General features: G+C 66.0%; 12 protein-coding genes. 6 read left to right on the top strand and 6 right to left on the bottom strand.

Annotated elements, in window-relative coordinates:
* Positions 1–67: 67 nt before the first annotated feature.
* On the top strand, positions 68–1,033 hold the full coding sequence (dctP, locus tag B5D62_RS27185) for a TRAP transporter substrate-binding protein DctP (protein ID WP_085937200.1): 966 nt from the start codon (positions 68–70) through the stop codon (positions 1,031–1,033).
* Between the two features lie 76 nt (positions 1,034–1,109).
* Positions 1,110–1,871: a TorF family putative porin gene (locus tag B5D62_RS27180; RefSeq protein ID WP_170921164.1), complete on the top strand. Its 762-nt coding sequence runs from the start codon at positions 1,110–1,112 to the stop codon at positions 1,869–1,871.
* A gap of 66 nt (positions 1,872–1,937) precedes the next feature.
* On the opposite strand, the gene B5D62_RS27175 is transcribed toward B5D62_RS27180, so the two are convergent.
* On the bottom strand, positions 1,938–3,038 hold the full coding sequence (locus B5D62_RS27175; RefSeq protein ID WP_085937198.1) for an SGNH/GDSL hydrolase family protein: 1,101 nt from the start codon (positions 3,036–3,038) through the stop codon (positions 1,938–1,940).
* Between the two features lie 248 nt (positions 3,039–3,286).
* Between B5D62_RS27175 and B5D62_RS27170 the strand changes: the two genes are divergently transcribed.
* Positions 3,287–3,640: a hypothetical protein gene (locus B5D62_RS27170; protein ID WP_085937197.1), complete on the top strand. Its 354-nt coding sequence runs from the start codon at positions 3,287–3,289 to the stop codon at positions 3,638–3,640.
* A gap of 55 nt (positions 3,641–3,695) precedes the next feature.
* Here the strand turns inward: B5D62_RS27170 and B5D62_RS27165 are convergent, their stop codons facing one another.
* The 5 genes from B5D62_RS27165 to trhA form a co-directional block, all read right to left on the bottom strand.
* On the bottom strand, positions 3,696–4,745 hold the full coding sequence (locus B5D62_RS27165) for an LLM class flavin-dependent oxidoreductase (RefSeq protein ID WP_085937196.1): 1,050 nt from the start codon (positions 4,743–4,745) through the stop codon (positions 3,696–3,698).
* A 118-nt stretch (positions 4,746–4,863) separates the two neighbouring features.
* A complete protein-coding gene (locus B5D62_RS27160) occupies positions 4,864–5,253 on the bottom strand; it encodes a hypothetical protein (protein WP_085937195.1) in 390 nt (129 codons plus the stop codon).
* Between the two features lie 63 nt (positions 5,254–5,316).
* A complete protein-coding gene (locus B5D62_RS27155; protein WP_139374116.1) occupies positions 5,317–6,132 on the bottom strand; it encodes an energy transducer TonB family protein in 816 nt (271 codons plus the stop codon).
* Between the two features lie 161 nt (positions 6,133–6,293).
* Positions 6,294–7,058 carry a hypothetical protein gene (locus B5D62_RS33530; RefSeq protein ID WP_218191341.1) on the bottom strand — a complete coding sequence of 255 codons (765 nt, stop codon included), beginning with the start codon at positions 7,056–7,058 and terminating at the stop codon, positions 6,294–6,296.
* Between the two features lie 254 nt (positions 7,059–7,312).
* Positions 7,313–7,954 (bottom strand): PAQR family membrane homeostasis protein TrhA, encoded by a 642-nt coding sequence (trhA, locus tag B5D62_RS27145; protein ID WP_218191340.1) that lies wholly within the window; start codon positions 7,952–7,954, stop codon positions 7,313–7,315.
* A 124-nt stretch (positions 7,955–8,078) separates the two neighbouring features.
* On the opposite strand from trhA, the gene B5D62_RS27140 reads away from it, so the two are divergent.
* From B5D62_RS27140 to B5D62_RS27130, 3 genes are read left to right on the top strand one after another with little or no spacing between them, the layout of a single operon-like run.
* Positions 8,079–8,900, top strand: a complete 822-nt coding sequence (locus B5D62_RS27140; protein ID WP_085937192.1) for a polysaccharide deacetylase family protein — start codon at positions 8,079–8,081, stop codon at positions 8,898–8,900.
* Positions 8,897–10,156 carry a putative glycoside hydrolase gene (locus tag B5D62_RS27135; RefSeq protein ID WP_085937191.1) on the top strand — a complete coding sequence of 420 codons (1,260 nt, stop codon included), beginning with the start codon at positions 8,897–8,899 and terminating at the stop codon, positions 10,154–10,156. The genes B5D62_RS27140 and B5D62_RS27135 overlap by 4 nt, the downstream gene beginning before the upstream one ends.
* A 28-nt stretch (positions 10,157–10,184) precedes the next feature.
* The gene (locus B5D62_RS27130) at positions 10,185–12,437 is read left to right on the top strand and encodes an exo-beta-N-acetylmuramidase NamZ domain-containing protein (protein WP_170921161.1); all 2,253 of its coding nucleotides are present in this window, start codon (positions 10,185–10,187) and stop codon (positions 12,435–12,437) included.
* Positions 12,438–12,482 lie beyond the last annotated feature (45 nt).

Below are 12,482 nucleotides of genomic sequence, written 5' to 3'. Positions count from 1 at the left end.
TCGCGTTGCACAGACCGTCGGCCTAAGGTTTCCGGAGTTCGTCCGAGTACCCGTCGAGGACCAGGTCATGCGTTCGAGTCTCGCGTTGATTGCGGCCGCCACTCTGCAATGGAGTGCGAGCGCAGAGGCCAAGGATCTGCGTTCGGCCGATGTCTACGCCGCGGATCATCCGACGGTGCAGGCAGTGGCTTATCTCGGCGAGCGCTTGCAGGAACGGACACGAGGTCGACAGTCGATCCGCACCCTTGGGGCCGACAATCGCGGCTCCGAACTGTTCACGATAGCCTCCGTGCGCAACGGCACGTTGGACATGGCCCGCGTGAATCTCGCCTCGCTCAGCAACCTGATGCCCGAAGCCATCGTGCCGGCACTCCCCGCGCTGTTCCGTTCGACCGACCACATGCAGCATGTACTCGACGGGCCGGTCGGCCAGGATCTGCTGGCGGCCCTCGATCGCTTCGACCTCGTCGGGTTGTGCTTCTACCCCACGGGCGCGCGCTCCTATTACGGCAGCAAACCGATCCGCAAGGCGTCGGATCTGGCCGGGCTCAAGGTACGCGTGCCGCAAGCCGGCCTCTGGGTCTCTCTGATGAAAGTCCCGGGCATGGTCGCGATCCCGATGCCATACGAGCAGATCGCACTCGGCCTCCAGACCGGCGCGATCGATCTCGCCGAAAATAACTGGCCGGCTTTCGTGGCGTCACGGCATTACGAGACGGCGAAGTATTTCAGCCTGACTCAGCACACGGCGACACCCAGCGTGCTGATCTTCTCCAAGCGGACCTGGGCAGAGCTGTCGGACGGCGACAAGGCCGCCCTGCGCGCCACCGCAAGAGAATCAGTCGGTGTCTTCCGCAGGCTTTGGGACGAACAGGAAGCACAGCGCGACAGCATCGCGCGGGTGACGGGCGTCGAGCTCGTCTCGGACATTGACCGGGACTCGTTTGTTAAGGCCGCCGTACCGATTTATGACAAGGAGGCAAGCACGCCCGCTCTGCAGGACATGATCCGACGCATCCGCATGACACCGTGACCGGCGCGCGCTGGCACGGGGTGGAGGCGCGCTCTATTCTTCTTCTGTGTGGACTGTGCTCAGGGCTGCTTCGGCCGTGGTTCTGGCGACGGCCCATATTTCCAGCGCCTGCGCCGAGGACGCCGAGCGCTGGCATGCACCGTTCGGCGGCACCTTCAACGCGAACTTCACGGTCACTTCCGACTATTCCTATGCCGGCGTCTCGGCGTCCGGGCGCGGGCCCGCCGTTCAGGCAGGGCTCGATTATCGGACGCCCAACCTGATCGAGCGCTTCCCGGTCTGGATCTATCTTTCCGGCTGGGGCAGCAACACCACTCTGATCGCCGGCCAAGGCGTCGAGATCGACACGACGGCAGGGGTGAAGGCGCTGGTGTTGGACAGGAAGGTCAAGCTCGATCTCGGCTATCTGCGCGTCAGCTACCCGGGCTTCTCCGACACGCTGGGCTATAACTACGGCGCGGTCGTTCTCAATATCGACTACGACATCGATTGGGCGACGCTCAACGGCCGCGTGCTCTACAGCCCCAACTCCTTCGGCAATGGCGGCCAGACCTGGAACAAGCGCGGCATGCTGTCGGTGCCGTTGCCGTTCCTGAACGTCGACGGCCGCTTCATCTTCAAAGGCTATGTGTCACTGGGCAATTACCAGGTTCAGAATCCCTTGCCCTACGGGATCTCCGTCAACGACTACTGGTATTGGCAAATCGGTTTCGTCACCTCGGCCTTCGGACCCGACATGATGATTGCCTACACCGGCACCAATCTCGGATATGCCGCCTGCAACAACACCAACTACTGCGACAGCCGCGTGTTCGTGTCCGTGACGAAGGTCTTCTAGAGCGGCGCGTTGGGTCGACGGAGTCCTTCGCCGCATTCGGGACGACACTCTTGCGCGGCTGCCGTTTTACCAATCATCGCCCACGGCCTTCTTCACGGTCTCGTAAACTAGGCGGTTGCCGGCTTCGCTGAAGTGGACGTCGCCTCGGATATAGTATTGGCGCAGGGCCGACTCGGCGGGCTCGTCAAAGAAAGGCGCGAAGCCGTCGATGAAGCGCACGCCGCGCAGCGCGGCCCAGTCGCGCCAGTAACGAACCTGGACGCTGTCGCGATCATGGGCGGCAATGTTGTCCGGCCACGGATACACGACCAGAGTCATGCGGCACTGCCAGTCTCGGCACATCTCGACGATCCGGTCGAGATTGCGGGCAGCGCTGTCGAGACCGCGCTGGCCCCAGGCCTTCATCAGGTGCGGATCGAGACTCCAACGCGCGCGCTTGCGGCCGAAGGACAACTGCTCGCTCAAGGGCGACATCAGGAACAGGTCGTAGACGAAATGCACGCTGGCAAAGTTGGCGAGCAGAAACCGCCCGAGATCGAAGGGCGGGCCCTTGTAGGGAATGTTGCGGCTGCGGCCATCGGGCGGAACAGGTTCGTTGGCGAAGTGGACGGTATCGTCCGGCCAGACGCGATAGACATTGGCCTCGTCGTCGATGTCGGAAAGATCGAGGAAGACGTAGATTTCCCGCGGCTGCACGCCGAGCTTCTCGGCCGCCGCACGGATCTTGCGGAAATAGATCACCGGGCTGTAGGACGCGACGCCGAGATTCCACAGTGCCTTCCCGTGCTTGCGGATAGCGCAGGCCATCAAACCGGCAAAACTCTGCTCGTAGCTCGAGCCCAGCGCTTCGACGAACGAGTCGCCGATCACGAAGATCGCTGGCCGATCCTTCTCCGCCTCGCCCGGCGCGCAGCGACCGGTGCGGAAGCCATAGCTGTCCGTCCGCCACGGGAACAGGACGTTGCCCCAGACACGCGTCGAGGTGCGGTCAGGCATGAGGTCGTGATGCCAGGGCGTGCTGATGTAGGTGCCGAGATTGGCCGCGTCGGCTTTCTCCCAGCGATGCTTCAGGTCCGAGAACAGGGTGGCGGTCAGCGCGTAATCCAGTCCCAGGGTGATGGCGAGGATGACAAGGACCTGCCCCGCGATGCCAAGGGCCTTTTTCATTGATTATGAGTTTCCATCGACCAGCAGCACCGAAGCCTAAGGCACCGGTATTCCCCAATTTTTTCCACCAAATAGCAGAAAATCACTGGGGATTCGCGCGACCAGATATCCCTATGGGCCAAATACGCGCGGTGGGCGACAGGCTACATCCGATACAGGATCCCTGCAGAAAAGCGCAACGGTTGGGGTTACACTGCGTCCCGGGGGTCGGCGGCTCGTGCCGCCGCGCAGGGACGAAGAGAACACGCATGCGGCCAATCTGGATCGCTCTTGCCGTGGCGCTGGCGTTGTCCACCGTGTGGATGAGCCAGGTGCCGGACTATGTCTATCGCCGACAGGTCTCCATCGCGACGACCTACGCCGACACGGCACTCGCAGACTGCCGTGCCGCCCATGTCGAAGATACGACGGGCATAGAGTGCAAGCGCCTGAGCGCCATTGCCTTCGATGCCGCCCTCGACCCGATCGTGCGCTTGTCTCCCACTTGGGGACCGACCATCTACGCGGCCGTGGCGCTGATGCTGATCTGGGCCATGGCCGGCGGCATCGCGCTCAGCATCGACTGGCTTCGCCGCGGCTTCGGCCTGTGGCGCTCGGCGTAGGAGCGACATCCCTCGCGTCTGGATCACGGTGTGGCGCTGACAGTGTCCAGCGCCTTCACTTGAACCTCGGCATCACCTCTTCGCAAAGAAGCGTCAGTGCGGTCATGACGCGCGGATGCGGGATCAGGCTGCCGGGGTTCAGTTCGGCAAGGATGCCATCGAGGCCGAGCTCGTCGCGAACCTCCTGCAGGCGATCGGTCACACGTTCCGGTGTGCCGACGATCATGCGTTCGCGCAGCACCTCCTCGTAGTCGATCGACTGCATCTTCTGGCCGCGTTCGGCACGATTCTCGATAGCGCGCGCGCCGGTAGCCGTGGCGGAGGCAGCGAGACGATCACCGATATAATGAAGAAGATGCATGATGCTTTCGCGCGGCTCCTCGCGCGCCGCCTCGTCACTGTTCGCCACATAGACCGGCACGCGCAGATAGACGGCACCGCGGCCCGGATGGCCAGCCTTGATCCAAGCAGCGCGGTAGCTCTTCACCAGCGGCGCCAGTTCGGAGAGGTTGCCGGTGCGCGCGGCGATGAAGATGGGATGGCCGAGCGAACCAACCTCCTCGTAGGTGTCGGGGCTGGCGGCGGCGATACGAATCTCGGGCCAGGGCCGCTGCAGCGGCTTGGGCGCCAGTCGGACATTGTCATAAGCGAAATACTTGCCCTTGTGCGAGAAGCGCTCCTCCGTGAAGGCGCGCTTCACGATCGTCAGCGTTTCGGAAAATCGCTCGCGCGACTCGCCGTACTCGACGCCGTACGTGGCGTAGGTATGGGCGAATCCCGAGCGACCGACGCCGAAGATCAAACGACCGCCGCTCAACTGATCGACGGTGGCCACTTCCTCGGCGAGGCGGAGCGGATGGCAGAGCGGCAGGACCTGGACCGCGGTGCCGATCTTCATGCGCGTGGTGCGTTCGGCGATGGCGGCGGCCAGGATCAAGGGCGAGGCCAGCACCGACCGTTCGGGCGCGAAATGCAGCTCGGCCAGCCACATGGCGTCGAGCCCCAGCCGCTCGGCCGCCTCGACCTGGGCGAAGGATTGGGCGAAGGCCTCGGCTGCCGAGGCTCCGGGCGGTTGCTGGAACTCGTGGAACATGCCGAATTCCATCGTTTCCTCCTGCCGGCGGCGTTGGATGCCGCGCTAGTGTTGGCACGAGGATAGACCCAGCGGAGGCCGACGCTCAAATGGCGCCGCTTCACGATTGCGCGCGCCAAGCCCCGCGCAGCTATCTCTTCTTCAGCGGCCCGGGCTGGAACTTGAAGACGGCGCCTCCCAGCCCATAGATCGGGCTCATCGTCGCCTGCTCGAGCGTGCCCGCAAGCTGCACGCTGGCGCCGGGGATGAACTTCTTGCAATAGGTCAGGAAACTGCCGTCAGGCTTCAACTCTGCAGGATCGCAGTAGGGAATGCCGTTGACCATGCTGCTGCCGCCTTCCGCCGTGATATCGAAGGTCAAGCGGGTGCCGTTCTTCTGTACGACCAGCGTGAAGCTGGTGCCCTGGTTGTTGGTCGTGGCGGCGCTGTAGATCTCCGCAGCGGCGGCGTGCGCGGGATCCAGCCCCCAAGCGACGATCGTCACGGCCGCACCGGCGGCCGCAGCAGCCCAGCACTTCATCCCTTGCCCCTCCCCCTTTGAGGTCAGCAATGCATCACATCTGATGCGAAAGAACAACCACGGTCACTCCTGATCCTGGCTGTAGCTCAGCGGAACGATGAAGGTGTGGCGGTCGTCGGGGATGTCCGCGGGCAGAGGCGCAAACGGCGAAGCCCGCCGTATGGTCTCGACCACTCCGCGGTCGAGGTCGGCAAACCCGCTGGACTGCGCGAGGGCCGCATCCAGCACCCGACCATCGCGGGCGAGCGTGAGACGTGCCACCACCAGCCCATTCTCTCCCGCCTGTCGGGTCTTCTCCCGGAACCGGTACTGGGAAAGCTTGCGGATGATCTGCCAAAGATAATCCTCTTCAGCCTTGCGCTGATTGCCGCCCTGCACGGCCGGCGCCTGAGAGACCGCCGGTTGCTGCCGCACCGCTCGCGACGACGCCGACATCGGTTTGGAGAGCGGAGGGGGCGATCGAGGCGAGGCCGGCCTGGACGGCACGAGAGCCGCGAAGTCGCGCGCTTCGATCGGAGGCGGCGGCGCTTGCAGCGGCGGCAACGCCTGTTCCAGCGTCGCCTCGCTTACCGACGGTGCGGAAGACTCTCCCTGCGCATCGACTGTCGGTGGGACGTCCGGATCGGATGTCTGGTTGGCATCGGACGTTGCCGGCACGACTGCCGACGGCACCGACAGTTGCGTACGTTCCGCTGTCGGCAGCGTCGGATGCTCGACTATGACTTCGATCGGCGGCGTATCGACGTGAACACGGTCGGCCCGCGACCACCCGGACAGAAAGGCCGCAGCGACCGCAGCGTGAACCATCGCCGACAGTGTCGCCGCAGCCGGCGACATACGGTTGAACAACAGGAACGAGGTGGTCTCCGGAAATGGCACGGTGACCGGTACCCTTCGCTGTGCGGTTGGCTCCTGAACGGCTTAGCGACAGAGGTCGAGCGGCAGATGTTTGGCGTAGGCAGCCGTCAGGCAATCGGCGGTGCTCCGGAACGCCTCGCGGCGGAAATAGACTCCGCGCAGCGAGTAAGTCCCCGTCGAGCCTACGCCGGTCGCTTCGGCGGCATTGCTTCCGGAAGCGTCGCTCGATGCACCCCCTGCTGTGCCTGAGCCGGCACTGGCGGCGCCTGTTGCGCCGCCCCCGTTGCCGGCGTCGCCCGCGCTTGGGGCTGCGCTTCCCAAGCCCGAACTCGCCGCAGCGGCGCCAGGCGCGGCCGCTGCAGCTCCGCCTCCGCCCGTGCCAGCAGCGCCCGTTCCTGCCGCGCCCGTCCCAGCTCCGCCACCCGCTCCGGCACTCGCACCACCGGCACTGCCGGCGGCACCTCCACCAGCACTTCCGCCAGCTCCGGCACTGGCTCCTCCGCTCGCCCCAGCACTGGAGCCACCGGCGCTACCGCCGGCACTTCCACCGGCTCCAGCGCCGCCGGCTCCCGCTCCGGCACCGCCGCTTGCCCCGGCACTGGCGCCTCCCGCACTGGCGCCGGCACTTCCGCCTGCCCCGGCACCGCCAGCGCCCGCTCCGGCGCCACCACTTGCTCCAGCACTCGCTCCACCCGCACTGGCACCAGCGCTTGCACCAGCTCCGGCACCGCCGGCTCCCGCGCCGGCTCCGCCGCTTGCCCCGGCACTGGCGCCGCCCGCACTAGCACCGGCGCTTGCGCCAGCTCCAGCACCGCCGGCTCCCGCTCCAGCTCCGCCACTTGCTCCAGCCCCGGCACCACCGGCACCGGCACCCGCTCCTCCTCCGGCGCCGCCACCGGCACCTCCGCCTCCGCCACCGCCTCCGCCGCGGCAGAGCACAAGATCATCTCGCGAGCGCGGTTGATGGTGATGGATGAGCGAGAGGGGACCGGCCTGCCGGAGAGCAGCGGGCCGCATCAACGTGAGACCCTGGGCCGATGAGGTCGAGGGTAAGAGGCCACAGCTCGCGACCAGACTGGTGGCGACGGCCCAGCGGAGAGGGACATGCATGGTGAGAGGCGAACGGCCGGCGTTCGTCGGGGTTGCCGCACGGTATCATACCGAACGCGCCGCTGCCGGCCGTGGGCTCTTCCCTGGACTCTCACACCACGGTCAGCACGGCACCGTAGTGAAGCCCTGCGGCGACCAAGACGAAGCCGTGCCAGATCGCATTGTGGTACGGCAATCGCTGCCAGAGATAGAAAGCGACGCCGGCCGTATAGATGACGCCACCCGCCCCCAGCAGGCCGAGTGTCGTGCTCCCCATGCTGTCCAGGAACGGACCGATCGCGATCACACCGATCCAGCCCAGCGCCAGGTAAAGGCCGACGGAGATGGGCTCGATCCAGCGCGGCTGCGCGAGCTTGGCGAGGATGCCGAAGCCCGCGATTGACCAGATCACGGCGGTCAGTGCTGCAGACCAGATGCTTTCCAGGCCGAGCACCGTGAAGGGCGTGTAGGTGCCGCCGATCATGGCGAAGATCGCCGCATGATCGAAGCGCCGCAACCAGGCGCGGCGGCGACTCTGACGGAAAACATTATAGGCAGCCGAACAGACGAACATGGCGCACAGGCCGGCCGCGTAGATGACGATAGGTGCAAGCTGATGACCGTCGCGAAACGCGGTCCAGGCGACCAGCGCGAGCGCGGCCGGCAGTCCAAGCCCTACGCCCAGCGCATGCACCACGCCGTCCGCCACCAACTCCCCCGCGCTCGGCAGCCGCGGCAGATGCGTCGCTTCCATCCCGGTCATTCCGTCGTCAACATGGTCTCGACGGAGATACGCGGCAAGAGCGGCCGGCATCCCGCGACATTCGATCCTTGCGTTGGATCAAAGCGGCGGGCGCTGTGACGACTAGTTTAGAACGATGTCGCGTTTTGCCGGTTCGCGCTCGATTTCCCGACGGTCGTTGCTGGCGACCGTACCCGCAGCGTTCCTGCTTTCCTCTGCGTCGGGAAGGGCGGCCGAGCCGCCCGCCAGTCCGCGTCGAGCCGACGCCCTGCGCGTCCCCATTCTCCTCTATCACCGCTTCGGCCCGTCACTGAACGACGAGATGACGGTCACGACGCCAGTGTTCGAGGGCCAGCTCAGCCTGATGCGGGAGCGCGGCTATCGCGTCGCTCCGCTACGTGCCCTGCTGGCCGCACTGGACGGCACCGATGCGACGCTGGAGCGTTCGGTGGTGCTGACCGTCGATGACGGCCATCGCACGGTCTACAGCGATCTCTTCCCGCTGGTGCAACGCTACCGTCTGCCGGTTACGCTGTTCATCTATCCCTCGGCCATCTCGAACGCTGACTATGCTTTGACGTGGGCGCAGCTCGCCGAAATGAAGGCCTCCGGCCTGGTCGACGTGCAGTCCCACACGTTCTGGCATCCCAATTTCAACATCGAGCGCAAGCGGCTCAGTCCGGCCGACTATGCGCGATTCGTGCACGACCAGCTCGCGCGATCGAGGGCGATCCTCGAACAGCGCCTGGGCGGTCCCGTCGATCTGCTGGCCTGGCCGTTCGGCATCTACGACGAGGAGCTGATGCAGGCCGCGCGCGCGGCCGGTTACACCGCCGCGTTCTCCATCGAGCGCCGCCCTGTGACTCCGGCCGACAAGATCATGGCGCTGCCCCGCTACATCGTCGTCGATGCCGATCGGGGCAGCCGCTTCGATGCCTTGGTTGCAGGTCAAAGATGAAACCGCTGGTTCGTCGCTTCTTTCTGTTCCTGATCGCGGCGCTGCTCCCGGCCGGCTCGCTGCAGGCCGAGGATTGGCAAGGCACCGTGATCGATGCCACGACCGGCAAGCCCATCGCCGGCGCCACGGTCACTGTCGACAGCCAGACCGTGATCACCGACGCGCAGGGCCAGTATCGGCTCTCCGGCGCGACACCGCCGAAGGCGCGCGCACCAGGCTATGCGCGCGAGCAGATCGCGGCAGGACAGGACGCCCAGCACATCAAGCTGACGCCGCTTCAGCCCAAGGCGCTCTACCTCACCGTCTATGGCATCGGCGCGCCGTTCCTGCGCGATCCGGCGCTCGACGTGATCGCCCGCACCGGCCTCAATGCCCTGGTCATCGACCTCAAGGGCGATCGCGGCTTCATTCCCTATCCCAGCGACCTGCCGCTGGCGACCAAGAGCGGCGCCCAGAAGCTGCGCACCATTCCCGACCTCAAGGCATTGGTGGCCGACCTGAAGGCGCGTGGGATTTACCTCATCGCCCGCATCGTCGTGTTCAAGGACGATCCGCTGGCCAGCGTGCGGCCCGACTGGGCGGTGCACAACGCCGCTGGTGGCGTGTGGAAGGATCGCGAGGGCCTGGCCTGGATCGACCCGTTCCGACGCGAGGCCTGGGACTATACGCTGGGCGTCGCCGAGGAAGCAGCGGCGGCAGGATTCGACGAGATCCAGTTCGATTACGTGCGCTTCCCCGACGCTGTCGGGCTGGTGTTCAGCCAGCCCTCGAACGAGACCTCGCGGGTGGAGACGATCACGGGCTTCCTGCGTGAAGCCAAGCGGCGCCTCGCCCCCTACAACGTCTTCCTGGCCATCGATATCTTCGGTTACGTATGCTGGAATCGCGACGATACGGGCATCGGCCAACGGCTGGAGGATCTGGCGACCGTGGTGGACTACATCTCGCCCATGCTCTACCCGTCGAGCTTCCAGTTCGGCATCCCGGGCTACCGCAATCCGGTCGCCAATCCCTACGAGATCGTTCATCTCTCGCTGCTGGAGGCCAACAAGCGCACGGCCGGTGCACCGGCACGTTACCGGCCCTGGCTGCAGGCCTTCACCGACTACGCCTTTGGCGGCCAGGCGTTCGGCGCCGAGGAGATCGCCAAGCAGGCTCGAGCCGCGCGCGACGCGGGCAGCGTCGGCTGGATGTTGTGGAATCCGCGCAATGTTTACTCGCCCAATGACATCAAGCCCGAGATCTCGCAGCGCTGAAGCATTCCGGCTCCTGCTGGCGGGCCTGGTGTGCCAGGTCCTGATCTCCTGCGCGGCTCCGACGACGCCGGTCGCCGCCGCCCCTACTGTGACCGCTGGCGCCGAAGAGATCTCAAGCATCGTGCGCGAGGAGATCGCCGCGGGACATCTGCCCGGCGCCGTCATCGTCGTCGGTGTGCATGACAGGATCGTCCTGCGCCAAGCCTACGGCGACCGTTCGGTGATGCCGGAGCGTCAGCCCGCCACGCTCGATACCATCTACGATGCCGCCTCGCTCACCAAGGTGATGGCGACGGCGGTGGCGATCGAACAGCTCGTCGAGCAGGGCAAGATCTCCCTCGATCGTCCCGCAGCCAGCTACTGGCCCGCCTTCGCCGCCAACGGCAAGGCGGAGATCACGGTGCGGCAGCTTCTCACGCACTATGCCGACCTGCCGGCTGGCCTGTCGTCTCGCGGCTGGTCGGATCGCGAGGGTGCGCTCGAGGCCGCGGCATCGGTGAAGCCCGTCGCGCCGCCAGGGTCGCGCTTCCTCTACAGCGATATCGATTTTATCGTGCTGGGCGAGATCGTGCGTCGTGTCTCGGGCCAGCCGCTCGAAACCTACAGCGAGCAACACATCTTCCGCCCGCTCGGCATGAGCCATACCGGATTCCTGCCGTCGCCGAACTTGCGCGAGCGTATCGCGCCGGCCGACGTCGAAGGCGGCGAGCTGCGCTGGGGCCAGGTGCAGGATCCAACCGCCTATCGCATGGGCGGCGTCGCCGGTCATGCCGGTGTTTTCACCACGGCGGACGATCTCACCAGGTTCGCGCGCATGATGATCGGAGACGAGTCGATGCGCCGTCAGGCGGTGCTGCGACCGGAGTCGATCGCGGCGATGACCCGCCCTCAGAGCCCGCCCGGACAGCCGGCACTGCGCGGCCTGGGCTGGGATATCGATTCGCCCTACTCGGACCGGTTCTCGCCGTTCTTCTCGACCCGCTCCTTCGGCCATACCGGCTATACCGGCACCGCGATCTGGATCGACCCCGAGACACGGAGCTTCCTGATCGTGCTCAGCAATCGCCTGCATCCCGATGGGCGGGGTGACATCCTGCCCATGCTGCGCCGGATCGCCCGCGTTGCCGGTGCCATGGCCGTAGCGGGCGCGCGGCCGCAGACGCAATCGGGCATCGACGTGGTCGAGGCTTACGGCTTTCGCCAGTTCGCCGGACGTCGCATCGGCCTCGTCAGCAACGGGGCGGCGCGCGACTCCGCCGGCCGGCGCACCGCCGATGTGCTGCGTCAGGGCAGCGGCATGAACCTGGTTGCCTTGTTCAGCCCAGAACATGGCTTCGACGCGTCAGCGGAAGGGCGGATCGCATCGGGTACCGATCGCGCAACGGGCCTGCCCGTCTACAGCCTCTATGGCGACACACGCCGGCCAACCGACGCCATGCTGGCCGGCCTCGATGCGCTGGTGTTCGACATGCAGGATGTCGGCACGCGCTACTACACCTATGCCACCACCATGGCTTATGCGATGGAGGCGGCGGCCCAGCGCAAGCTCGACTTCTACGTCCTCGATCGGCCCGACCCCATCACGGCCAGTACCGTCCAGGGGCCGGTGCTCGATCCCGGCCTGACCTCCTTCGTCTCCTACATGCCCTTGCCGACCCGGCACGGCATGACGATGGGCGAGCTGGCCCGTCTCTTCAACGCGGAGAAGAAGCTCGGCACGCACCTGCATCTTGTCCGCATGCGGCGTTACGATCGCCGGGCCTGGTTCGACCAGACGGGCTTCTCGTGGGTGCCACCCTCACCCAACCTGCGGCGGCTCGACGAGGCAGTGCTCTATCCCGGTGTGGCGATGGTCGAGGGCGCGAACGTCAGTGTCGGCCGTGGCACCGAGTCGCCGTTCGAGCTGCTCGGCGCGCCTTGGATCGACGGCAAGACGCTTGCAGCGGAGCTTACCGCCCGCGCCATCCCGGGCGTGCGCTTCGAGGCCACGACCTTCACACCGACCGAATCGGCCTTCGCCGGCGAGAGCTGCCAGGGCGTGCGCTTGCACATCACCGACCGCAACCGGCTCGACACGCCGCTGCTGGGCGTCGAGCTCGCGGCGGCGCTCCATCGGCTCTACGGTGACAGGTTCGCCATCGACCGCATCCTGGGCCTGCTGGGCTCGCGCCAATCTCTCGACGCCATCAAGGCCAATGTCGACCCGCGCGAGATCGCAAGCACCTGGCAGCCGGCGCTCGACGGGTTCCGACTGCGACGCGAAACATATCTGATCTATTGACCGCCACCGCGATTGCGACTGGAGGCGAGCCTCGGCATCGTTGAT

The sequence above is a fragment of the Enhydrobacter aerosaccus genome (assembly GCF_900167455.1).
In the GTDB taxonomy this organism is placed as follows: Bacteria; Pseudomonadota; Alphaproteobacteria; order Reyranellales; family Reyranellaceae; genus Reyranella; species Reyranella aerosaccus.
This window is presented reverse-complemented; position numbering and strand designations above follow the sequence as displayed.